This is a genomic window from Streptomyces sp. NPDC059851 (assembly GCF_042732005.1).
In the GTDB taxonomy this organism is placed as follows: Bacteria; Actinomycetota; Actinomycetes; order Streptomycetales; family Streptomycetaceae; genus Streptomyces.
In genome coordinates this window covers 19,716-42,386 of record NZ_JBHWJJ010000004.1, presented here as the reverse complement: position 1 = coordinate 42,386, position 22,671 = coordinate 19,716, and the positions used below count along the sequence as shown (strand labels likewise).

General features: G+C 74.3%; 23 protein-coding genes. 17 read left to right on the top strand and 6 right to left on the bottom strand.

Annotation, left to right across the window (positions count from 1 at the left end; genetic code table 11):
* The first annotated feature begins 104 nt into the window (after positions 1 to 104).
* Positions 105 to 659: a TerD family protein gene (locus ACFV7Q_RS01960; RefSeq protein WP_385422540.1), complete on the top strand. Its 555-nt coding sequence runs from the start codon at positions 105 to 107 to the stop codon at positions 657 to 659.
* Between the two features lie 163 nt (positions 660 to 822).
* Here ACFV7Q_RS01960 and ACFV7Q_RS01955 read toward each other — a convergent pair whose 3' ends face one another.
* Positions 823 to 1,509 (bottom strand): TetR/AcrR family transcriptional regulator, encoded by a 687-nt coding sequence (locus ACFV7Q_RS01955; protein ID WP_385422538.1) that lies wholly within the window; start codon positions 1,507 to 1,509, stop codon positions 823 to 825.
* 297 nt (positions 1,510 to 1,806) lie between these two features.
* On the opposite strand from ACFV7Q_RS01955, the gene ACFV7Q_RS01950 reads away from it, so the two are divergent.
* From ACFV7Q_RS01950 to ACFV7Q_RS01925, 6 genes are all read left to right on the top strand, one after another.
* Positions 1,807 to 2,682, top strand: a complete 876-nt coding sequence (locus ACFV7Q_RS01950; protein ID WP_385422536.1) for a hypothetical protein — start codon at positions 1,807 to 1,809, stop codon at positions 2,680 to 2,682.
* Positions 2,683 to 2,686: 4 nt separating this feature from the next.
* Positions 2,687 to 3,043, top strand: coding sequence for a hypothetical protein (locus ACFV7Q_RS01945; RefSeq protein ID WP_385422534.1), 357 nt, complete (start codon positions 2,687 to 2,689; stop codon positions 3,041 to 3,043).
* A 73-nt stretch (positions 3,044 to 3,116) separates the two neighbouring features.
* Positions 3,117 to 3,383, top strand: a complete 267-nt coding sequence (locus ACFV7Q_RS01940) for a GlsB/YeaQ/YmgE family stress response membrane protein (protein ID WP_385422533.1) — start codon at positions 3,117 to 3,119, stop codon at positions 3,381 to 3,383.
* Between the two features lie 409 nt (positions 3,384 to 3,792).
* A complete protein-coding gene (locus tag ACFV7Q_RS01935; protein WP_385422531.1) occupies positions 3,793 to 5,442 on the top strand; it encodes a peptide-N4-asparagine amidase in 1,650 nt (549 codons plus the stop codon).
* Positions 5,443 to 5,469: 27 nt separating this feature from the next.
* On the top strand, positions 5,470 to 7,236 hold the full coding sequence (locus tag ACFV7Q_RS01930; RefSeq protein ID WP_385422529.1) for a serine/threonine-protein kinase: 1,767 nt from the start codon (positions 5,470 to 5,472) through the stop codon (positions 7,234 to 7,236).
* A gap of 70 nt (positions 7,237 to 7,306) precedes the next feature.
* The gene (locus ACFV7Q_RS01925) at positions 7,307 to 8,245 is read left to right on the top strand and encodes a squalene/phytoene synthase family protein (protein ID WP_385422527.1); all 939 of its coding nucleotides are present in this window, start codon (positions 7,307 to 7,309) and stop codon (positions 8,243 to 8,245) included.
* Here the strand turns inward: ACFV7Q_RS01925 and ACFV7Q_RS01920 are convergent.
* The gene (locus ACFV7Q_RS01920) at positions 8,229 to 8,978 is read right to left on the bottom strand and encodes a transglycosylase SLT domain-containing protein (RefSeq protein WP_385422525.1); all 750 of its coding nucleotides are present in this window, start codon (positions 8,976 to 8,978) and stop codon (positions 8,229 to 8,231) included. The genes ACFV7Q_RS01925 and ACFV7Q_RS01920 overlap by 17 nt on opposite strands.
* A gap of 403 nt (positions 8,979 to 9,381) precedes the next feature.
* Positions 9,382 to 10,338, bottom strand: coding sequence for a dihydrodipicolinate synthase family protein (locus ACFV7Q_RS01915; protein ID WP_385422523.1), 957 nt, complete (start codon positions 10,336 to 10,338; stop codon positions 9,382 to 9,384).
* A gap of 71 nt (positions 10,339 to 10,409) precedes the next feature.
* On the opposite strand from ACFV7Q_RS01915, the gene ACFV7Q_RS01910 reads away from it, so the two are divergent.
* The 9 genes from ACFV7Q_RS01910 to ACFV7Q_RS01870 all read left to right on the top strand — a co-directional run bounded on the left by ACFV7Q_RS01910 (position 10,410) and on the right by ACFV7Q_RS01870 (position 18,813).
* On the top strand, positions 10,410 to 11,393 hold the full coding sequence (locus ACFV7Q_RS01910; protein WP_385422521.1) for a LysR family transcriptional regulator: 984 nt from the start codon (positions 10,410 to 10,412) through the stop codon (positions 11,391 to 11,393).
* Between the two features lie 73 nt (positions 11,394 to 11,466).
* On the top strand, positions 11,467 to 12,552 hold the full coding sequence (locus ACFV7Q_RS01905) for an S-(hydroxymethyl)mycothiol dehydrogenase (RefSeq protein ID WP_385422519.1): 1,086 nt from the start codon (positions 11,467 to 11,469) through the stop codon (positions 12,550 to 12,552).
* Positions 12,553 to 12,740: 188 nt separating this feature from the next.
* Positions 12,741 to 13,502 (top strand): PIG-L deacetylase family protein, encoded by a 762-nt coding sequence (locus ACFV7Q_RS01900; protein WP_385422517.1) that lies wholly within the window; start codon positions 12,741 to 12,743, stop codon positions 13,500 to 13,502.
* A 107-nt stretch (positions 13,503 to 13,609) separates the two neighbouring features.
* Positions 13,610 to 14,587 carry an NADPH:quinone oxidoreductase family protein gene (locus tag ACFV7Q_RS01895; protein ID WP_385422515.1) on the top strand — a complete coding sequence of 326 codons (978 nt, stop codon included), beginning with the start codon at positions 13,610 to 13,612 and terminating at the stop codon, positions 14,585 to 14,587.
* A complete protein-coding gene (locus ACFV7Q_RS01890) occupies positions 14,584 to 15,771 on the top strand; it encodes an acyl-CoA dehydrogenase family protein (protein ID WP_385422513.1) in 1,188 nt (395 codons plus the stop codon). Before ACFV7Q_RS01895 ends, ACFV7Q_RS01890 begins: the two co-directional genes overlap by 4 nt.
* Positions 15,768 to 16,886 (top strand): acyl-CoA dehydrogenase family protein, encoded by a 1,119-nt coding sequence (locus tag ACFV7Q_RS01885; protein ID WP_385422511.1) that lies wholly within the window; start codon positions 15,768 to 15,770, stop codon positions 16,884 to 16,886. Before ACFV7Q_RS01890 ends, ACFV7Q_RS01885 begins: the two co-directional genes overlap by 4 nt.
* Positions 16,887 to 16,954: 68 nt before the next feature.
* The gene (locus ACFV7Q_RS01880; RefSeq protein WP_385422509.1) at positions 16,955 to 17,491 is read left to right on the top strand and encodes a GNAT family N-acetyltransferase; all 537 of its coding nucleotides are present in this window, start codon (positions 16,955 to 16,957) and stop codon (positions 17,489 to 17,491) included.
* A 61-nt stretch (positions 17,492 to 17,552) separates the two neighbouring features.
* Positions 17,553 to 17,924 carry a tyrosinase family oxidase copper chaperone gene (locus ACFV7Q_RS01875; protein ID WP_385422507.1) on the top strand — a complete coding sequence of 124 codons (372 nt, stop codon included), beginning with the start codon at positions 17,553 to 17,555 and terminating at the stop codon, positions 17,922 to 17,924.
* 25 nt (positions 17,925 to 17,949) lie between these two features.
* A complete protein-coding gene (locus ACFV7Q_RS01870; RefSeq protein WP_385422505.1) occupies positions 17,950 to 18,813 on the top strand; it encodes a tyrosinase family protein in 864 nt (287 codons plus the stop codon).
* Positions 18,814 to 18,905: 92 nt separating this feature from the next.
* Here the strand turns inward: ACFV7Q_RS01870 and ACFV7Q_RS01865 are convergent, their stop codons facing one another.
* A complete protein-coding gene (locus tag ACFV7Q_RS01865) occupies positions 18,906 to 19,193 on the bottom strand; it encodes a chaplin (RefSeq protein ID WP_385422503.1) in 288 nt (95 codons plus the stop codon).
* Between the two features lie 78 nt (positions 19,194 to 19,271).
* Entirely contained in the window at positions 19,272 to 19,616 is a 345-nt protein-coding gene (locus tag ACFV7Q_RS01860) for a hypothetical protein (protein ID WP_385422501.1), read from the bottom strand.
* A 149-nt stretch (positions 19,617 to 19,765) separates the two neighbouring features.
* Here ACFV7Q_RS01860 and ACFV7Q_RS01855 point away from each other — a divergent pair, with 149 nt between their 5' ends.
* Positions 19,766 to 21,244 carry a carboxylesterase/lipase family protein gene (locus ACFV7Q_RS01855; RefSeq protein ID WP_385422500.1) on the top strand — a complete coding sequence of 493 codons (1,479 nt, stop codon included), beginning with the start codon at positions 19,766 to 19,768 and terminating at the stop codon, positions 21,242 to 21,244.
* Here the strand turns inward: ACFV7Q_RS01855 and ACFV7Q_RS01850 are convergent.
* Entirely contained in the window at positions 21,222 to 22,442 is a 1,221-nt protein-coding gene (locus ACFV7Q_RS01850; RefSeq protein ID WP_385422498.1) for an alpha/beta hydrolase, read from the bottom strand. The genes ACFV7Q_RS01855 and ACFV7Q_RS01850 overlap by 23 nt on opposite strands.
* Between the last annotated feature and the right edge of the window lie 229 nt (positions 22,443 to 22,671).

The following is a 22,671-nucleotide window of genomic DNA, read 5'->3' as shown; positions in this document are numbered from 1 at the left end:
CACCCCGGAGCCCGAATGGCCGGGAACATGCGGTCGCCCGCGCCGGAGCCGCCCCCGCATGACAGCATGGCCGGGCAACACCCGAAGAGCGGAGGGGGAGTTCGGTGACCGGTTCGGCGAGCGGAGTACGCAAGAGCCTGGCGAAGATCGAGATCGCGCTGCGGTGGGACCCGAGCCCCGCGGGCGCGCCCCCGCACGACCTGGACATCGTGGCGGCGGTCTACGGCGCCGCCGACCCGTACGGGGAGCCCGTCCAGGTCGTCCACTTCGGCAGCCGTTCGCCCGACGGCACCATCACGCTCAACCGCGACAGCCGCACCGGCCAGGGCTTCGGCTTCGACGAGGTGATGACCCTCGAACTGGACCGGATGCGGCCGGAGTCGGTGCGGGTCGTGGTCGGCGTGCTGATCCAGGACGCCGGTCCGCGCGGCGGCCGGCGCAAGACGTTCGCCGCCATAGGGGGTACGGGCGTCCGGATCCGCGAGGGCCACACCGACCTCGCGGTGACCGATTTCGAGGCCGTCCCGCACGCCACCGCCGCCACGATCGCGCGGTTCACGCGCGACGGCGGGGGCTGCTGGCTGCTGGACACCGCCGTACGGGGCTACGACGCCGATGCGGAGGAGTTCGTCCGCGCGATGGGCGCCGAACACGTCTGACCCGCCAGGGGGAGGGGTCGGCCGTGCGGACCGGGCGGCCGCCACCTCGCGCGCGGGTGGCCGCCGCCCGGTCCGGCCGGCGCGCTGCCGCCGTCCCCACGAGGCAGCGCGGGCGGGCTCCGTCCGGTCATCGTGACGGGGGCCCACCGGTTCAGGGGCAGGATCAGAGCCCGCCGGGCGCACGCCGCGGGGCTGCGCCGGGTTCGGACGCCCCCTGCGGGGCGGGGCGGTCGGAACCGGCCCGGGGCGCCGGGGCGGCGGGCAGGCCCAGGGCGGGCAGCACGGCCGCGTCAACGAACCGCACCAGGTAGTCGGCGTCCGCGTACCGCCCCTCCAGAACCGGCCGGATCCGCAGGACGCCCATGAGCTGCGCCGGCAGGAACTCCAAGGCCGGATGGTCCGGAACGATCTCCCCCCGCTCCACGGCCCGCGCCACCATCGCCGCGAACGCGGCCAGCTCCGGCTCGACCAGTGCCTCGCGCAGGGCCGCCTGGAGCTTCTCGTCACTGAGCACCGCGTGCCCGAGGGCCTGGGTGAGCCGGGTGTCGCGCCCCGAGGTGCCGGCGGCGATCCGGGCCGCCTCGCGCAGGTCGCCGGTCAAGGAGCCGGTGTCGACCGCGGCCAGGGTGCCCTGCCGGTGCGCGCGCAGGGCCGCCGCGACCAGGTGCGGCTTGGTCTTCCACTGCCGGTAGAGCGTCGATTTGCCGCAGCAGGCCCGCGCGGCGACGCCCTCCATGGTCAGGGCCTCGTAGCCGTGCTCGCGCAGCTCGTCCAGGACGGCGTCGTAGAACTCCTGCATCCGCTCGGGGGTGATCTTGGAGCGGCGCCCGGCGGGCTGCGTCGACGACATGGGTGCTGCTCTCCTCGGGCTCCGCAGCGGATGCTTCCGTCGCCGAAGTGTAGAGGAACGCTTGCGTATCGGTACACCCGCGTATCGATACGTGCATGTATCGATACACTGGCGTCTCGGTGTTGTAGCGGTCCGGACCAGCCGCTGGTCACCGCCGGACTCGCGCTCGGGCGGCGCCCGCACGCAGGACCGATGAGAGGAAGCGAGGCCGGGAATGAGCTGCCACACCACGTCGGCCGGGCCGGCGGACGGGCCCGGGTCCCCCGGCCGCGTCGCCGGGCCCGCCGGAGCCGGCCGGTGAACGCCACCGTCCTCGCCGTCGCACTCTGCCTCGCCTCCGCCGCGGCCTACGCCTGTGCCGCGGTCGCCCAGGAACGCCTCGCCAGCGCCGCCGTGGCCCGCACCGCCCGCGCCCTGCTCGGTCACGGCGCCTGGTGGTGGTCCGCGGGCCTCAACACCGCCGCCGCGCTGCTGCACGCCGCCGCCCTGCGCTACGGGCCGCTCACCCTGGTCCAGCCGCTCGGGGCGCTCACCCTCGTCGCCGCCGTGCCCATGGGTGCCCGCCGGGCCGGCCGCCGCGTCGCCGCCACCGAATGGCGCGGCACCCTGGCCACCGTCACCGGGCTCGGCCTGCTGCTGCTCCCGGCTTCCGGGCCGGCCCCGGACGACACCCTCACCCTGGCCGAAGCGCTCGCCGTGTCCGGCGCCACCGCCGCCGCGATAGGCCTGCTGACCGTACGCGGGGGCGTGCGCTCGGGGCTGCGGCACGCGACCGCCTCCGGGCTGGCCTCGGCCGTCGCCTCCGCGCTGACGCAGACGGTGGCCGTGGCGGCCGGCCGCGGGGGCTCCCCGTTGAGCGGGCGCGTCCTCGCCGTGGCGGGGCTCGTCGTCGTCTTCGCGGTCGGCGGGATGCTCCTGTCGCAGCGGGCCTACCGGGGCGGACTCGGCGCACCCCTCGCCGTGGTCAACCTGGCCAACCCGCTCGCCGCGGCCGCGATCGGCACGGTCCTGCTCGGTGAACGCCTCCAGGGAGGCGCCGTCGGCCTCCTGCTCGCCGTCGCGGGCGCGCTGGCGGCGGCCCGCGGGGTGCTGCTCCTGACCCGTACGGCACCGGACGGCGGGCGTACGCACTGCGCCGCGAACCCCGGGGAGGCCGGCCGTGTGGCAGCATGACCGCATGAGGCACAAGACGGGTGCGGCTGCTGACGGATCGTTCCTCTCGCTCTGGTCCCGGAACTCGGTGCTGTCCATCGGCTCGGTGGGCTCGGTGCTCTCCGTCGGCTCCCTCGGCAGCGTCCTGTCCGTCGGCTCGGTCGGCTCGGCGCTCTCCCTCGGCTCCGTCGGATCCTGGCTGAGCTCGGGCTCCCTGCTCAGCGCCCTGTCGCGCCGCTCGGTGCTGTCCTACCGGTCGAACCGGTCGGTGCTCGCCGCCGGTTCGCCCGGCGCGGTGCGCTGCCGGCGCGCTTGCGGGGGCCTCGCCGCGGCCGCGGTGTTGGTCACGGCGATCGCCGCGTCGCGGACCCGCCGGGGCTGAGAACCGTTTCGGCCCTCCCCGCGTCCTCCTCCTCGAGACCGACCACGCACGGGCAGAGCGGAGTGAACACGGCATGGGGATCGTCAGCTGGATCGTGCTGGGGCTGCTGGCCGGCGCCGTCGCCAAACTCCTGCTGCCGGGGCGCGACCCCGGGGGTCTGATCGGCACCACGCTCATCGGCATCGCAGGGGCCTTCACCGGCGGCTGGCTCTCCGCGAAGTTCCTCGACAAGCCGATCGCCAACGAGTTCTACGACCCCGCCACCTGGGGCTCCGCGATCGCCGGGTCACTCGTGCTGCTCATCGGCTACCGCATCCTCTTCGGCCACTCCCGCGACTGACAGGGAACCCGGGCCGGCCGGTTCCGCACCACCGTCTTCCGTTCGGCGGGCGCCGGCTCTTCGCCGGGCCGGTGTGCGAACCGTCTCCTTCACGGACGCCGGAGCCGCGCAGCGCAGCTGGACGGGACGGGCCGATCATCAACGGCGCGGTCCGCGAGGGGGGCGCACTCGGCGGCCTCGACCCCGGGGTCACGGCCCCGGGCACCGTGCCGCGCGAGAGGGCAAGACGGCGCCGGCACGGTCGACGAGCCCGTTACCGTCGGCGGGGCCGTCTTCCGCCCGGGGGACACGGTGTACGCGGAACGCACCCCGTCGTTCGATGAAGGGCCCCCGGCGGGGGCGGGATCCGGCCAGGGCGCGGGCGGAGGGCCTGGCGGGGGGCGACGCCGGCGGGCTTCACTGCGGGGCCATGACACGACACCGGATCACCGGCCTGCTCGGCGCGCTCGCGCTCGCCGCGGCCACGCTGGCCGCCGCGGGGCCCGCGCACGCCGCCGGGCCCCCGCCCGCCCCGTCGGCCGCCGCCGTCGCGGCCGACCCGCCCGCCGAGTTCGGCACCGACTGGCACGACCCGCTCACCGCGGCCCCGCCGCTGGAGCGCCCCGCGACCCGGTCCTGCGAACTGACCCTCGTCGAGGCGCAGTTCCGTGACTTCACCCCGTACACCGGTACCTACACCCCGCCCGCCGGCTGTGGCACCGGTCCCTGGGCCAAGGTGGTCCTCCGCCTCGAAGGCAAGGTCAAGGGCCGCCAGTACGACCGCCTCGGCCACCTCTCCCTCGGCGGCGTCGAGATCCTGCGCACCTCCACCCCCGAGCCCTCACCCGACGGCATCACCTGGTCCGTCGAGAAGGACGTCACCCACTACCGGGACACCTTCAGCAAGTCCCGGCCCGTCGAGATGCTGATCGGCAACGTCGTCAACGACACCTACACCGGCGTCATCGACGTCAAGGTCACCCTCACCTTCCACACGGTCGAGCGGCACACCGCGGTCCCCGACACCCCCGACCGGGTCCTCCCGCTCACCCGCCCCGCCGTCACCACCCCGCGCAACACCGAGCGGATCCTCGCCGAGGTGTACGCGACCGGCTCCGGCGGCGGCTGCGAGGAGTACTGGTACATGACCACGCCGGACGCCGCCCCCTACTCCTGCAAGGCCTCCGGCGGCCCCTACCGGGAGGTCCGGATCTCCGTCGACGGGCGGCTCGCCGGCATCGCCGCCCCCTTCCCGCACGTGTGGACCGGCGGCTGGTCCAACCCGTTCCTCTGGTACGTGGTGCCCGCGCCGCGCGCCTTCGACGTCCGGCCGATCGTCTACGACCTGACCCCGTTCGCCGCGCTCCTCAACGACGGCCGCGAGCACCGGATCGAGGTCTCCGTCGACGGAGTCCCGGCCGGGCAGACCGGCTGGAGCACCCCGGCGAACCTCCTGCTGTGGCAGGACGAGGGCCGGGCCGTCGTCACCGGCTCCCTGACCCGGCACGAGGAGGGCGAACCGGCCAACTCCAGTCGCTTCACGCCCGGTACGGGCACCACCGCGCACCGCCTCGACACCGAAGGAGGGCACCGCCTGACCGTCTCCGGCCGGCTCGACACCTCCCACGGCCGGGTCACCACCACCGTCACCCGCAGCGTCCGCAACACGTCGGTGCACCGCTGGACGGACGGCGAGGGCCAGGACGCCCTGACGGCCACGTGGACGGACGAGGAGAGCGTCACCCGCGGCCACGCCACCACCCGCACCGCACGCACCTACACGATGGACGGCGAGACGGTCCTCGGCGCCGGGGACCGGCTGCGCACCGTCATCACCCTCGGCGACCGTGCCGAGAAGACCACCCTGCGCGGCGGCCGGACCGTGGACCGCACCCGCCTCGACGACACCTACACGGGCGACGCGAGCTACACGGTGAACGTGCCGCGCGAGCAGCGGCACGCGGTCGGCACCAGCACCGAGCGCTACCGGCTGTACGGGGCCGAGGCGCCGCGCGGATGTTACGACCGCACCGTGTCCACCGTGCAGGGCATGCTGACGGAGGACCGGCGACGCTGTTGACGGCGGCGCCGCCTACGATGTCCCGCCATGGACAGAAGTGAGGCCGGCAGACAGCTGGTCGACGGCCGATTCGAACTGGTGGCGCCCCTCGGCGCCGGTGGCATGGGCACGGTGTGGCGCGCCCGCGACATCGCCCTGCACCGCGATGTCGCCCTGAAGGAGGTGCGCCCGCCGGACCCGGCGACGGCCGAGGCCCAGCCCGGCCTCACCGTCCAGTTGCGGGAGCGCGCGGTGCGCGAGGCCCGGGCCCTGGCCCGCCTCGCGCACCCGAACGTGGTGACCATCCACCACATCGTCGAGCCCGCGGCCGGCACGGACGGGCACCCGTGGATCGTGATGGAGCTGGTCAAGGGCGGCTCCCTGCACGACCGGCTGGAATCGGGGCCGATGCCGGTCGCCGACGTGATCAGGATCGGCCTCGACGTCCTGTCCGCGCTGCGCGCCGCGCACGCCGAAGGGGTGCTGCACCGCGACGTGAAGCCGGCCAACGTGCTGCTGCGGGCCGACGGCTCGGCCGTGCTGACCGACTTCGGCATCGCCGCCCTGCACGGCTCGACCGCCCTCACCTCCACCGGCGTGCTCATCGGCTCGCCGGAGTACATCGCGCCCGAGCGGGCGCGCGGCGAGGAGGGCCTACCGGCCTCCGACCTGTGGTCCCTCGGCATGCTGCTGTACGTGGCTGCGGAGGGCACGCACCCGATGCGCCGCGCCACCAGCCTGGCCACCGTCGTCGCCGTGCTGGAGGACCCGGTCCCCGCCCCCGTGCGGTCCGGTCCGCTGGGGCCCGTCCTGGAACAGCTGCTCGTACGGGACCTGGCCCTCCGGCCCGACGCAGCCCGGCTGGAACAACTGCTCCGGGACGCGAGCGCTGCTCTCGGGGCTTCGGCCGTCCCGCGGACGCCCCCGGCGGGCCTCGGCCAGTACGGCCCGCCGAGCACCCAGCTCTCCGCGCCGCAGCCGGCTGCGGCCCCGCCGGCGATGCCCGTTCCCCCGGCCGTCCCCCCGGCCGGGGCAGGCCCGGTACCGCCCGGCGGGACGGCCCCCGCCGGACCGTACGCCCCGCCGCCGTTCACCCCCGGCGGCGGATCGCCGTACGGGGCCACCGCACCCGTGCCCACCGCTGCTGCACGTCGCCGCCCGGCCCTGATCGGCGGCCTCCTCGTGGTGGCCCTGGTCGGCGGCGCGGTCGCCCTCGTCAACGGGCTTCCCGGGGGCAAGACGGAGGACGGCGCCAAGGGCGGTGGCTCGGGCGGCTCCGGCGGCTCCAGTGCCTCCGCGCCCGCCACTCCGGCCGCGACCGGCGGCGCCAAGTCGGCCGCGCCCAGCGGAAAGGGCGGCCCCGCCGCAGCGAAGGGAAGCCTGCTCACCCCCGCCAACGTCCGGACCGCGATCGAGGCGTTCAAGCAGAAGACGGGCACGACCACCTTCGTCGAGATGACCGTCTACGAGGAGTACGTCATCGCGTCGATCCCCACCAGCCCCGGCGCCAAGACCTACGACCGCTGGGACTACCGCGACGGCGAGGCCAAGCGCAGCGGCCCCGGCGGCACCGTCAAGCCCGACGAGCCGCCGATCGACATGGGCGGCGTCAACTGGGACGCGTTGCCCGGCCTGCTCGACACGGCCAAGCAGGAGCTCGGCGTCGCCAACCCGACCTCGCGCTACGTCATCATCGAGCCCTGGCTCTTCGACGCCAGCCCCTCCATGCGGCCCTACCTCAGCGACGAGTACGGCCAGGGCGGCTACATCCACGCCGACACCCAAGGCAAGGTGAAGAAGGTCTACCGCCTTTGAGATCGTGTACCCGTACGCACGTCGTACGCACGTGCGTACGGTCCGACACGGTTGGAGGAGCACGACCACCATGCCCACCTGGCGCACGACCCTCACGGCGGCCGGCATACGCGACCCCCGGCTGCGCGACGACTACACCCGCGTCGCCCGCCGGGTCCTGCGCCGGGAGCCGGCCCCGTACCTGACGCTGCGCCTGCTCGCCGCGCCCGCCCTGGTGCCGTGGATGACGGCCGGGGTCGGCTTCATGAACCTGGTCGACGACGTGGCCGAGACCGGCACCCCGCAGCAGCGCCGCCACGGCCTGGCCGAGCTGTCCGGCCGCGTCGACACGGCCCTGCGGACCGGGGACAGTCCCGACCCGCTGCTGCGCGCCTACGCGCACGCGGTGGCATCGCGGGGGCTGCCCGCACAGTGGATCGCCCGGTTCCTGGACGGCGCGTCCACCGCCGAGGCCGGCTTCGACGGCTTCGGCACCGAGGAGGACTTCCAGGCCTACCTCGACGCCTACGCCTGGCCGGGCCTGATGGCCTTCACCGGCCTGCAGTACGAGGGCGGCCCCGACGGGGAACAGGCGGCCGGCTGGCGTCGGTTCGTGGACGCCGCCCAGCGCGTCGACTTCCTCGCAGACCTCGCCGGGGACCTCGCCGACGGCCGGCTCTGCCTGCCGCGCGCCCTCCTCGCCGAGCACTCCGTGACCCGGGCCGACCTCGAACAGGCCCGGGACACCCCCGCCGTCCGCGCCCTCCTCGACGCGGCGACGCAGCGCGCCCGGACCGCCCTGGAGGCCGTCGACGGCATCCTCGGCCTGGTCGAGCCGGGACTGCGCCCGGTCGTCGCCACCATGACCGAGCTGATGGGACACCAGCTGGCGGCGGTGGAGCGGGCCGGCGCGGGCGCCCTGCGCCGCGACGTCGGCTACGGCGTGGCGGCACCCCTGCGCACCCTGGCCCGCGCCCGCGCGTCCCGGGCGGCCGCCGCCCGGTCCGGGTCCGTCAGTACGGGCCGTTGACGTTGTCGATGGAACCGTAGCGGGCGGCCGCGTAGTTGCAGGCGGCCGTGATGTTCGCGACGGGGTCGTACGAGTCGGTCGAGGTGCCGGGCACGTGGTAGGCCCGGAAGGTGGGGTCGATGACCTGGAGCAGGCCCTTGGAGGGAATGCCGGCCGCGGCGTTGGAGTCCCAGTTGTTGATGGCCCGCGGGTTTCCGGAGGACTCGCGCATCACATTGCGGTAAATGCCGTTGTAGGTGCCGGGGATTCCGTGCTTGGCCATGACGGCCAGGGACTCCCGGATCCACCCGTCGAGGTTGTTCGGGTACGTGGTGGCCGGCTTGACCGCGGCCTTCGCCTTGGCCACGGCCGCCTTCGCGGCGGCGCCGATGCTCAGCTTGGTGCCGGGGCGGATGACCGAAGGGTTGGTGCCGATGACGCTGCGGTTGGCCTCGTACAGGGCCTGCCAGCCGCCGCTCACCGAGTGCTGGGCGGCGATCTTCGAGAGGGTGTCGCCGGCGGTCACGGAGTAGGTGGTGGGCGTGGCCGTCTTGACCGCGGGAGCCTTGGCCGGCGCCGCCGCGGGCAGCGACGCGGGGGTCACGGCGGGGGAGAGCGCGGGCTGGCCGACCGCACCGGCCGTGGTCGCGCCGATGAGCGGGAGGGCCAGGGCCGCGCCGCCGGTGCCTGCGAAGGCCAGCTTGCGGGTGATCGGACGCTGCTTGGGGCGGCGGTGCTTGCCGTGACCGGGCATGGCGGAATTCCTCACGTGCGGGTGCGGGGGGAGCCCTGGCGGCGGCCGGATTCGGCAGCTGCCCGCCGGGAACGACGTGACCGTAAGCGAGTCCGCGGGAACGGAACAAGGCTCGAAATCCCCCGGGTGATCGAATGGCCCGCGCGGATCCGGAAAATGACCTTGGGGGGACGCTTCGGGAAATGCCGGAATTCCTTTCCAGAAAAGGGAACCCGGCCTACCGGATAAATGATGTTGAGGCTGCGCGCGTGACCCATATCACGGGTTTCGGGCGCCGAGTGCAAAACGGGCAACTCGCCCCTCTATGTGTCCGATTCGGGCATCCAGGTCGTTCCTTCCCAACCGCCCGCGGCGGGCGCAATCCGGCGCGCCCGCCATGGTCCGGGGCATTCCCCGACGCGTCTCAGCCCCGCGCCGGCCGACCCGTGCGCTCGGGCCCCTCCAGCCGCTCCGGCTGCCCCGGCCGTTCCAGTCGTTCCAGCCGTTCCAACGCCTCCGCCACCGCTCCCGGGCCCGCCGGCAGCAGCGGCAGCCGCACGTCCGGGGTCGGGATCCGGCCCTGTGCGTGGAGCACCCCCTTGACCACCACCGGATTGGGCTCGGCGAAGGCGGCAGCCGACAGGGCGGCCAGGGCGTGGCCCAGCGCCCGGGCCCGCGGCAGGTCGCCGGCCCGCCAGGCCGCGGCCAGCTCCGCGTACCGCGCCGTCGCCAGATGTGCCGAGGCGAGGATCCCGCCGGTCGCGCCCATCGCCAGCATCGGCGACAGGTAGACGTCGTCGCCCGCCAGCACCGTGAAGGAGTCCGGCAGGTCGCCGAGGAGCGCCACCGTGTCCTGGTCGATGCCGCCGGCCGCGTACTTCACGCCGATCACCGCAGGCAGCTCGCCGAGCCGCCGCAGCGCTGCCGCGTCCAGCTGCTGACCGGTCCGGTACGGGATGTGGTAGACGACCAGGGGTACGGGGCTGACCTCCGCCAGCCGCGCGAAGTGTGCCACCACCCCTTCCACCCCGGGCCGGACGAACGGCGGTACGGTCACCAGCGCCGCCCGCACCTCGGGCCGGTCCGCGAGCCGGCGCAGCGCGGCCTCGGCGCCCCGGGTGCCGCTCCCTCCGGCTCCCACGGTCAGCACCGCCCCCCGCTCCCGGCAGACCCGGGCGCAGACGTCGGTGACGAGCTCGCGCTCGGCCTCCTCCAGGGCGGCGGTCTCGGCGGTGGTCCCGAGGGCGACGATGCCGGCGGCCCCCTCGTCGAGCACCTGGTGGGCGAGTGCCTCCAGCGCCTCGGCGGCCACGTCCCCCGTGCGTGTGAAGGGGGTGATCAGCGGTACGTGAATCCCGTGAAGGGCGGTGTCCTGTGCCATGTCGAAGATCTTCGAACGCCCCGACCGTCAAATCCAGTTCGCATTTCTTACCCGAACCGTAAGCTGGGCCGATGCTCGACGTACGACGCCTGCGCCTGCTGCGCGAACTCGCCCGCCGCGGCACGATCGCCGCCGTGGCGGAAGCGCTCGCCTTCAGCCCTTCGGCCGTCTCCCAGCAACTCGCCGTCCTCGAACGCGAAGCCGGCCTCCCCCTGCTCGAACGCACCGGCCGCAGCGTGCGCCTCACCCCGGCCGGCCAGAACCTGGTCCGGCACGCCGAGGCCGTGCTGGAACGACTGGAGGAGGCCGCGGCCGATCTCGCCGAGGCGCGCAGCGGCCTGGCCGGCGCCCTGCGCATCGGCGCCTTCCCCACCGCCACCAGGGCCATCGTCCCGGCGGCCCTGGTCGCCCTGGCCCGGCGCCATCCGGGGCTGGAGCCGATGGTCTCGGAGACCGACCCGGCGGCCGTGGCGCACGCCCTGCGCGCCGGCGACCTGGACGTGGCCCTGGTGCACGAGTACGACTTCGTCCCCGCGCCGCCGGAGCCCGGCCTCGCCACCGAACCCCTCTTCCGCGAGGCGATGTACCTGGCCGCACCCGCACCCGCACCCCCACCGGCATCGGCACCCCGACCCGGATCCGGGGCCGTATCCGGACCGGCATCCGGAACCGGGGCGGCCCTCGACCAGGGCGCCGTCCTGCGGGCCCACGCCGACGCCCCCTGGATCACCGCCACCCCCGGCACCCTTTGTCACGCCATGACCGTACGGGCCTGCCGGGCGGCCGGCTTCACCCCGCGGGTGCGCCACCGGGTCGACGAGTTCGCCACCGTGCTCGCCCTCGTCGCGGCAGGCCAGGGCGTCGCGGTCGTACCGCAGCTCGGCATCCCGGAGGACGCCGCCCCCGCCGTGGCCCTCACCCGGCTGCTGATGGAGCGTCGTACCCGGATGGCCTTCCGCAGCGGAGCCGCCGCCCACCCTGCCGTGGCCGCCTTCGGGGCGGCACTGCGCGCCGCCCTACCGCCGGAACTCGCCACCACGGGAGCGAAGGCGTGACACAACTCCCTTAGCCGGCCCCGCCCGTGTACGTTCGTGGATCCAGACAGATCCGAACAGAGCGGGGTATGACGTGACGCATCGCGTACGCGGGGTCATCGCACGGAGCAAGGGCGCACCGGTGGAGACGACGACGATCCTCGTACCGGACCCCGGGCCCGGCGAGGCGCTGGTCCGTGTCCAGGCCTGCGGGGTCTGCCACACCGACCTGCACTACCGCGAGGGCGGCATCAACGACGAGTTCCCCTTCCTCCTCGGCCACGAGGCCGCCGGCATCGTGGAGGCGGTGGGGCCGGACGTCACCGCCGTCGCGCCCGGCGACTTCGTGGTCCTCAACTGGCGTGCGGTGTGCGGCACCTGTCGGGCCTGCAAGCGGGGTCGCCCCTGGTACTGCTTCGCCACGCACAACGCCACCCAGCCCATGACGCTGGAAGACGGCACCCCGCTGTCCCCGGCGCTCGGCATCGGCGCGTTCGCCGAGAAGACCCTGGTCGCCGCCGGCCAGTGCACCAAGGTCGACCCGGCCGCCTCGCCGGCCGCGGCCGGCCTCCTCGGCTGCGGGGTCATGGCCGGCCTCGGTGCCGCGCTGAACACCGGCGGCGTCGGGCGGGGCGACTCGGTCGCGGTCATCGGTTGCGGGGGAGTGGGCAACGCGGCCGTGGCCGGGGCCCGCCTGGCCGGTGCGTCCCGCATCATCGCCGTCGACCTCGACGACCGGAAGCTGGAGTGGGCCCGTGGTCTCGGTGCCACCCACACCGTGAACGGCCGCACGGAAGACGTGGTCAAGGCGATCCAGGAACTCACCGGTGGGAACGGCGCGGACGTCGTCATCGAGGCGGTCGGCCGCCCCGAGACCTACCGGCAGGCCTTCTACGCCCGGGACCTGGCCGGAACCGTGGTCCTCGTCGGCGTGCCCACGCCGGAGATGAAGCTCGAACTCCCGTTGTTGGACGTCTTCGGCCGCGGCGGCGCCCTGAAGTCCTCCTGGTACGGGGACTGCCTGCCCGAGCGGGACTTCCCGCTGCTGGTCGACCTGTACCTGCAGGGCCGCCTCGACCTGGACGCCTTCGTCTCCGAGACCATCCCGCTCGACGGGGTCGAGGACGCCTTCGCCCGGATGGAGCGCGGCGAGGTGCTCCGCTCGGTCGTCGCGTTCTAGGATCCCCGCCCCGACCTGCCAGCCGCCAATGCCACGGGCCCCGGCTACTGCCGGGCCCGTGCGCCGGACCGGCAGGAGGTGCGCCGGCAGCCACGTCCCGGACCGCCCGGCCCGGCACTCGTCCGCGGCGGGGCGCTGGCCCAGGACGGGTCGCCCGATGTGCTCATGTCTGGCCTATTGTGCGGGACATGACCCAACATCAGGAACAGCCCGCCCAGCTCGCACCCATGCCCACCGACTGGCAGCGCGCCCTCGCGGTGGTGGCCCACCCCGACGACCTGGAGTACGGCGGGGCCGCGGCGATCGCCGACTGGACGGACGGCGGACGCGAGGTGATCTACCTCCTGGCCACGCGCGGCGAGGCCGGCATCGACACCATCCCCCCGGAGGAGTGCGCCCCACTGCGCGAGGCCGAGCAGCGGGCCAGCGCCGCCGTCGTCGGGGTCTCCACCGTGGAGTTCCTCGACCACCGCGACGGCGTCCTCCAGTACGGCCTCGACCTGCGTCGGGACATCGCAGCCGCCATCCGGCGCCACCGGCCCGAACTCCTCATCACCCTCAACCACCGGGACACCTGGGGCGGCGAGCACGGCGGGTTCTGGAACACCCCCGACCACAAGGCCGTCGGCCGGGCCGCGCTGGACGCCGCCGCCGACGCCGGCAACCGGTGGATCTTCCCCGAGCTGCTGACCGAGCAGGGCCTCGAACCGTGGAACGGCGTGCGCTGGATCGCCGTCGCCGGATCTCCCACCCCGACGCACGCGGCGGACGCCACCGCCGGACTGGAACGCTCCATCCAGTCGCTGATGGAACACAAGACCTACATAGAGGTCCTCACCGATCAGGATCCGCACGAGTACTGCCGCACCTTCCTGACCGGATTCGCCGAGCGGGCGGGGGCCCGCTTCGGGGGCCGCCCGGCCGTGACCTTCGAACTCTTCTCGCGCTGATCCACCGTCCGGGGCGCCAGCCCCGTCACACCGTTCCCAAGAGGGCAAGCGACCGCTTAGTATGCGCGGCGGAGCGTGGTTCCCCCGACGGCGGCTGGAGGCCCCGGATGCAGGCTTGGCGCGTACACACGACCGGCGAACCCCGCGAGGCCATGCGCCTCGAAGAGGTCCCCGAACCGGTGCCCGGCGAGGGAGAGGTACGGCTGCGCGTCCTCGCCGCGAACGTCAACTTCCCCGACGCACTCCTCGTGCGCGGCCAGTACCAGATCCGCCCGCCCCTGCCCTTCACCCCCGGCGTCGAGGTCTGCGGCGAGACCGAGGACGGCCGCCGGGTCATCGCCAACCCCAGCCTGCCGCACGGCGGGTTCGCCGAGTACGTCACCGCCCCCGCCCGCGGCCTGCTGCCCGCCCCCGAGGGCCTCGACGACGCACAGGCCGCCGCCCTGCACATCGGCTACCAGACCGGCTGGTTCGGCCTGCACCGCCGGGCCCGCCTCCAGGCGGGCGAAACCCTGCTCGTGCACGCGGCCGCCGGCGGGGTCGGCAGTGCCGCCGTCCAGCTCGGCAAGGCCGCCGGAGCCACCGTCATCGGCGTCGTCGGAGGCCGGGCCAAGGCCCGCACCGCCGAGGAACTCGGCTGCGACCTCGTCATCGACCGCACCACCGAGGACGTCGCAGCCCGGGTGAAGGAGTTCACCGGCGGCCGCGGCGCCGACGTCGTCTACGACTCCGTGGGCGGCAGCGCCTACACCGCCTCCGCCAAGTGCGTGGCCTTCGAGGGCCGGATCGTCGTCGTCGGCTTCGCCGGCGGCACCGTCCCCGCCCCCGCGCTGAACCACGCCCTGATCAAGAACTACTCCATCCTCGGGCTGCACTGGGGGCTCTACGCCGCCAAGGATCCGGCCGCGGTCCTCGCCTGCCACACCGAACTCACCCGGCTCGCCGCCGAGGGCGCCGTCACACCGCTGGTCAGCGAACGGGTACCGCTCGCCGGAGCCGCAGACGCCGTGCAGCGCGTCGCCGACGGCACCACCACCGGCCGGCTGGTCGTCGTACCGGGCCCGGACGGAGGTGCCCGACGGTGACCACCCCCGAGGAACTCGCCCGGCGGGTCCGGGAGCTGCTCGCCGCGCACCCGCCCGCCACCACCGACCGCACCGCCTTCCTGCGGGCCCGCTTCGACGCCGGCCTCGCCTGGGTCCACTACCCCGAAGGGCTCGGCGGGCTCGGCGCGCCCCGCTCCCTCCAGGCCGCCGTCGACGCCGCCCTGGAGGCCGCCGGGGCCCCCGACAACGACCCGCGCCGCATCGGCATCGGCCTCGGCATGGCCGCCCCGACGATCCTGGCGTACGGCACCGAGGAGCAGAAGCAGCGCTTCCTGCGCCCGCTGTGGGTCGGCGAAGAGGTCTGGTGCCAGCTCTTCAGCGAGCCCGGCGCGGGCTCCGACCTCGCCGCCCTCGGCACTCGGGCCGTCCTCGACGAGGCCGCGGGGGAGTGGGTGGTGGACGGCCAGAAGGTGTGGACCTCCAGCGCCCACACCGCCCGCTGGGCCATCCTGATCGCCCGCACCGACCCCGCCCTGCCCAAGCACCGGGGCACCACCTACTTCCTGTGCGACATGCACGCCCCCGGCGTCGAAGTCCGGCCGCTGCGCCAGATCACCGGCGAGGCCGAGTTCAACGAGGTGTTCCTCACCGGCGTCCGCATCCCCGACTCCCACCGCCTCGGCGCCGTCGGCCAGGGCTGGGAGGTCGCCCGCACCACCTTGATGAACGAGCGGGTCTCCATCGGCGGCATGCGGATCCCCCGCGAAGGCGGCATGATCGCACCCGTCGCCGCCGCCTGGCGCGAACGGCCCGGCCTGCGCACCCACGCCCTGCACCAGCACCTGCTCCGGCTGTGGGTCGAGGCCGAGGTCGCCCGGCTGACCGGCGAGCGGCTGCGCCAGCAGCTGGCCGCCGGACAGCCCGGCCCCGAGGGCTCCGGCATGAAGTACACCTTCGCCCGGCTCAACCAGGAGATCAGCGGACTGGAGGTGGAACTCCTCGGCGAGGACGGCCTGGTGTACGAGGACTGGACGATGCGCCGGCCCGAGACCGTCGACTTCACCGGCCGCGACGCCGGATACCGCTACCTGCGCGCCAAGGGCAACAGCATCGAGGGCGGCACCAGCGAAATCCTCCTGAACATCATCGCCGAACGCGTCCTCGGACTGCCCGCCGAGCCCCGCGACGACAAGGACCTCCCCTGGAAGGACCTCTCCCGATGACGACCTTCCCCGCGGCCGAGCTCGACCTGCTCTACTCCGACACCGAGGAAGCCCTCCGCGCCGCCGTACGCGCCCTACTCGCCGACCGCTGCACCCCCGCCGCCCTGCTCGCCCGCGTCGAGACCGGCCGGCCCCACGACCCCGCCCTCTGGCGCATCCTCGCCGCCGAGATCGGCACGGCCGGGCTGCTCGTCCCCGAGAAGCTCGGCGGTCAGGGCGCCGGCCACCGCGAGGCCGCCGTCGTCCTGGAAGAGCTCGGCCGCGCCGTGGCCCCGGCGCCTTACCTGACCAGCGCGGTGCTGGCGACGGAGATCCTGCTGGGCTGCGACCCGACCGAGGCGCAGCCGCTGCTGCGCGAACTGGCCGCCGGCCGGCGGGTCTGCGTACCGGCGCTGCCGCTGACCCTGGGCCCGGGGGCGCCCCTGCCGCCCCCCGTACGGGACGCCGGGGGCGGGATGCTCACCGGTCGGGCCACGACGGTGGCGGACGCGGCCGCCGCCGACGTGCTGCTGGTCCTCGCGGACACCGGGCTGTACGCGGTCGAGGCGGCCGCCGTCTCGCTCACGCCGCAGGTCCCGCTGGACCTGACCCGGCCGCCGGCCCACGTCACCCTGGACCGGGCGCCCGGCACGCGGCTCGCCGACCCGGGAACGGCCCGCGCGGCCGTGGCCGGGGCCCTGCTGTCCGGGGCCGGGCTGCTCGCCTCGGAGCAGGTCGGGATCGCCGAGTGGTGCCTGACGCAGACCGTGGCCCATCTGAAGACCCGCCACCAGTTCAACCGGCCCCTCGGCTCCTTCCAGGCCCTCAAGCACCGCCTCGCCCGGCTCTGGCTGGACGTCGCCTCCGCCCGTGCGGCGGCCAGGGCGGCCGCCGACGCCCTCGCCACCGCCTCCGCGGACGCACCGCTCACGGTGGCCGTGGCGCAGGCCCACTGCTCCGGCGTCGCGGTGCGGGCCGCCGAGGAGTGCGTCCAGCTGCACGGCGGCACCGGCATGACCTGGGAGCACCCGGCCCACCTCTACCTCAAGCGGGCCAAGGCCGACGCGCTGGCCCTCGGCACGGCCGGACACCACCACGGCCTGGTCGCGGACTTCACGGAACTCCCCGCCCCGTAGGCCGCCCAAGCGGCCCGCGCCGTCCACCCCGGCGGCAGCCGCCCGGTGGCGGTCCCTATGCTCGGCCCATGACCGCGCTCATCTCCCGCATCACCGCAGACCGGTTCCCCCTCCACCGCGACGAACTCGCCGACCTGCTCGTCGCGGTGGTTCGGGGCGGCGCCTCGATCGGCTTCCTCGCCGATCTCGACCGCGCGGGCGCCGTCGCCTGGTGGGACGGCCTCCGGCCCGCCCTCGACGACGGCTCCCTCGCCCTGTGGGTCTCCCGCCCAGCAGCCGGCGCCCCCGTCGACGGCACCGTCAGCTGGCAGCGGGAGACCAAGCCCAACGGCCGGCACCGCGCCGAGCTGCGCAAGCTGATGGTCCACCCCGGGGCCCGTGGCCGCGGCACCGCCCGCGCCCTGCTCGCCGAGGCCGAACGGGCCGCCGCCCGCGCCGGGGTGCTGCTGCTCTTCCTCGACACCGAGACCGGCAGCGGCGCCGAGCGCGTCTACCGGGCCGCCGGTTGGACCGAGGCCGGCAGCATCCCCGATTACGCCGCCGACCCGGAGGGCCGTCTGCAGCCCACGACCCTCTTCTACAAGCGTCCCGTGCAGCCGAGGTGACCTCCCCCGCCGCGCCGCGTTAGACCCGGTGGCGCGAACCACCGAGCGAGGGAGAGAACGTATGCACGCCGCATCCGCCTGGGCACGACCGACCCGCCGCACGGTCCTGCGCACGGCCTTCACCGCGGCGGTGCTCGCCGGCACCGCTGCCGCCCTGGCCCCCGTCCTGCGCGCCCGCCGCCCCCGGCAGACCCTCACCCCGGCCCCCCTGGCCGAGGAGACGGAAACGTACCGCGGCCGGCACATCGCGGTCACCGAGGCCGGGGTCAGCATCGACGGCCGCCCCCTGCACGTGATGCGCCGCGCCGACGGCAGCTACCTCAGCGGGATCAACCACTTCCAGTCCTTCGCGACCCCGCTGGAGCTCGCCCGCGCGGCCGTCGACGAACTCGGCACCACACGGCTGGCGCTCGCCGCCCCGCACCACGGCTGACGCACGGATCGGGAGGAGCCCCGCGTTGTACACCAGGCAGAACCAGCGGAACCTGACCAGCGCCCAGAAGAAGCGGTTCACCGCGGCCGTCCTGGAGGTCAAGCGCACCGGCGCGTACGACGACCTGGTGCGCACGCACGACAGGTACTTCGTGCCCGACCGGGACACCAAGCTGCGGGTGGGCCACATGTCCCCCTCGTTCTTCCCGTGGCACCGGCGCTACCTGCTGGAGTTCGAGCAGCTGCTCCGGGGCGTCGACCCGGGGGTGAGCATCCCGTACTGGGACTGGACCACCGACACCAGCCCGGCCTCCCCGCTGTGGGCCGAGGACTTCCTCGGCGGTACCGGCCGGGAGGGCGACCGGCAGGTGACGACCGGCCCGTTCGCCCACGGGCGGGGCAACTGGGAGATCACGGTCGGCTTCTCGGAGGCCCGCTTCCTCACCCGCAACCTGGGCCGGCCGCAGAACCCCATCACCCTGCCCACCCGGGCCGAGTTGCAGTGGGCGCTCGACGACCCGGTGTACGACACCTCGCCCTGGAACTCCACCGCGCGCGACGGCGGGTTCCGCAACAAGCTGGAGGGCTGGGCCGCCCCGAAGAGCGAGCGCTGGCGCAACCACAACAAGGTCCACCAGTGGATCGGCGGCCACATGACCGGCGGCACCGCCCCGAACGACCCCGCCTTCTGGCTGCACCACGCGTTCGTCGACCTGCTCTGGGACCGCTGGCAGCAGCAGCACCCCGACTCCGGCTACTTGCCCGCCGCCCCCCTTGCGCCGGGCGATCTCCAGCGCGGTCGGGTGATCTCCCTGGACGAGCCGATGCCGCCGTGGAACGTCACCCCGCGCGAGTTGCTCGGCCACCGGGGCCTGTACCGCTACGAGTGATGCGCCGCCCGTTCCGCGCGGCGCGGGCACGGGGAAGGGCCCCCGCCGTCCGGCGGGGGCCCTTCCCGGGAATCAGCCGTGGCGGTGGCCGGTCAGCCGCCGTAGCCCTCGGTGTGGTGGTCGGTGTGCTTCGCGTCGCCCGACGCGTTGATGCAGGTGTTGCCGAACGCGGGGTTCAGCAGGGCGATCACGTTCACGGTGTTGCCGCACAGGTTGATCGGAACGTGCACCGGAACCTGGACGACGTTGCCCGACAGGACACCGGGCGAGCCGATCGCCGCAGCGTGCGCTCCGGCATCGGCGACGGCCAGACCCGCACCGGCGGCCAGAACGCTACCGGCGGCAGCGGTGACGGCGACGGCCTTCGCGATACGCGACATCAAGAATCTCCTCCTGAGATGGGCGCCGCAGGAACTGCGGCCTTTGACATGGCGTACAACGCGGCGGCGGGCCGGGGGTCACGGCCGCTGGGCCGTCGCGGTGATCTCGAACCGGACGGACGCGAACCGCGGGGTGATCTGGCCGCCCGCACCGGGCCGGAGCACCGCGACCGCACTGCCCCTGCAGCCCGGTTCCGCGTAGAGCGTCGCGGTGGCGGGCGTGTTGTTGATCACCCCGCGGGCGCCGCCGCCCCGGGCCTCCTGGCAGCCGTCCGGCGTCGCCACCCGGGCGATCCGGTCGCGCTGGTCGACGTACTGGAAGTCGCCGGAACCCGCTTGGGCGGTGCCGGCGGCCGCGAGCAGGAGCAGGGGGACCGCGCCGGCCAGGGCGAAGGGGCGGACGGGGGCCGGGGGGATGCGCATGGATGCCATGCCGGTCCAACCCGGGCGGCCCCGGGCCGGGCACGCCCCGTCACCCGTGGGGCGCCTGTGCGAAAGGCATGCCGTGGGGGGACGGCACACTGGAAGACCGCGCCGGACATGCCGGACGCAACGGTTCCACGGAGGACGCGATGAGCACAACGGGCGTCGGCGGTCGGCCCCGGGCCAGTACCCGGCACGGCGTGGTCGAGGGCCGGACCGGCCCCGGCGGGATCGCCGTCTTCCGCGGCGTCCCGTACGCCGCCCCGCCCGTCGGGCCCCTGCGGTTCGCCGCCCCCGAGCCCCCGGCCGGCTGGGAGGGCGTCCGCGACGCCGGGGCGTACGGGCCCACCGCCCCCAAAGTCCCCTACCCGCCTCGGTTCGCGGCCCTGCTGGCCGACCCTGACGTCCCCGGAGACGATTGCCTCAACCTCAACGTCTGGACGCCCGCTCCCGACCCCGCGGCGCGGCTGCCCGTCATGGTGTGGCTCCACGGCGGGTCGCTCACCCGCGGCTCCTCGGCGGTCCCCGTCTACGACGGCTCGGCCTTCGCCCGCGACGGGGTGGTCCTCGTCTCGGCCAACTACCGACTGGGGGTCCTCGGGTACGGGCTGTTCCCCGACGCCCCCGCCAACCGGGGCCTGCTCGACCAGATCGCCGCCCTGACCTGGGTACAGGAGAACATCGAGGCCTTCGGTGGGGACTCCGGCCGCGTCACGGTCTTCGGCGAGTCCGCCGGGGCGATCAGCGTCGGCGCCCTGCTCGCCGCCCCCCGGGCCGCCGGACTGTTCGCGCAGGCCGTGCTGCAGAGCGGCGCCCCCGAGGCCCTGCCGCGCGACCGGGTGCGCGCCATGGTGAGGAGGATGGCCTCCCTGCTCAAGGTGCCCGCGACCGCCGCGGCCTTCGCCGCGGTCCCGCTGCCGGACCTGCTCGCCGCACAGGGCGTTGCCTCGCGCCGCTCGGGCCCCCTGGCCGCCGGACCGGCCTTCGGGCTGGTCACCGACCCGGGCACGCTGCCCGGCGACCCGCTGCGGGAGGCCGTCGTCCGGGGCGCCGACCTGCCGCTGCTGCTGGGCTGGACGAGCGAGGAGTACCGGCTCTGGCTCGTCCCCACCGGCGCCATGCGGTTGCTGGACCGGCTCGGTCCGCTCGCCGTGGCGCTGGCCCGGGCCCACAGCGGCAAGGACCGCACCACGGTGCAGGCCCTGCGCGAGGCGCTGCCCGGGGCGAGCCCGGCCGAGATCGCGGGCCAACTGCTCACGGACCGGCTGCTGCGGGACCCGCTGCGCCGGCTCGCGGGGGCGCGGGCGGCGGACCCGGCGGCGGCCCCGAGCTTCCTGTACGAGTTCGCCTGGCCGTCCGGCGTCCCGGGGCTGGGCGCCTGCCACGCCCTGGAGCTGGGTTTCGTCTTCGACACCCTCGCCGTGCCGGAGGTGGCGCACCTGGCCGGGCCGGGTGCCCCGCAGGAGCTGGCCGACCGGATGCACGCGGCCTGGGTGCGCTTCGCCGTCTCCGGCAGCCCCGGCTGGGCGGCCTGGGACGGCGGCGGCCCGCCGATGGTGTTCGGCGGGCCGCGGAGCGGGGTGTCGGAGGGGTCCGTACCGGCGGCTATTCCACCGGGCCCTCCATGACCTTGCTGATGAACTGGATCGGGCCCTCGCCCATGCTGGGCACGTAGGACTTGGCGTTGTGCTGGCCGTTCGGGATGACCCTCATGCTGGTGTGGACCGGGCCCTTGCCGTAGGTCGCGATCCACTTCTGCACGTCGGGCAGGGTCTTCTTGTTGTTTTCGTTGTCGCCGACCTGGAAGGCGAGGTAGACCTCGGGGCCCTTCTTGTCGACCAGGGCCTTCGCCAGTGTCCCCGGGTCGTTCTCGGTCTTCTCCTTGTCGTGGCCCTTCCACAGCGGGGAGTCGGGCACGACGTCCGGACCGGAGCAGATGGCGGCCTTGAACTTGTCCGGGTGCTTGAGCACCGACTTCAGGCTCGCGAAGCCGCCGGTGGAGGAGCCCATGAAGGCCCAGCCGTCCCGGGACTTGATGGTGCGGAAGTTCGCCTTCATCAGGTCCGGCACGTCTTCCGTGAGCCAGGTCCCCATCTTGGGCTGGCCGGGGATGTCGGAGCCGTCCCAGTAGATGCCCTTCTCGTCCCCGGACGGGTTGAGCACCGGCATGGCCAGCAGGAACGGCTTGCTCTTGCCCTCGGCGTACCACTTGCTGATGCTGGTCTGGAGGCCCAGGTCGGTGCCCATCCAGTAGTTGTTGGGGTAGCCGGCGCCGCCCGGCAGGGCGATCAGGACCGGGAAGCCGCTCTTGGCGAACTTCGGGTCGTTGTACTCCTTGGGCGCCCACACCCAGACCTTGCCCTTGAAGCCGGACTTCTTGCCGTCCAGCACGGTGACGGCCACGTGGGTGCCGTCGTTCAGGGTCATGGAGTTCTTGAACTCGGCCGCCGGGCCGGTCGGCATCAGTGCCTTGGAGTTCGGGTCCTGCTTGGCCCCGGTGGCGCCCTTGCCGCTCGCGGCGGGCTTCCCGAAGGAGACGTCCTTGCCCTTGTCGGTGAACGGGGGTATCTCGAAGTGCCACATCACGCCGGCGGCTATGCCCGCCAGGGCGAGGAAGGACACGCCCGCCATCAGCCAGCGGCGGCCGCGCCGGGGCCGCCGTACGTCCTCGGGTTCCTGCTCCCCGTGGTGCGGTTGCGGGGGACCGTAAGGGGGCTGGCGCTGCTGGGATTCGTACGGCTGTGCGTACGAGGTGCCGTAGGGCTGCTGGCGGTACTGGCCTTCCGATCGGTACGGCTGGTGCTGTCCGTCGGGTGAGTACGACATGTGCGGTTGCTCTCCGGCTGGTGCTGCCCCATCGGGGGGTCGGTCTCTTCCGTTCGAAGGATGAGCCTACGTGTTCCCCGGTTCCGCTTTTTTCCAGCTCTTGGGTTGCTCTGGGGGCGCCCGTTGCCGAACACCTGACGGAGCGACGGAATTCTGCGCGCTCCCCGATCGAGGCCCGCGGGGTCCGCACGCCCCCTACCGAGTCCTGCTTCCGCTTCCGCTTGTGCTG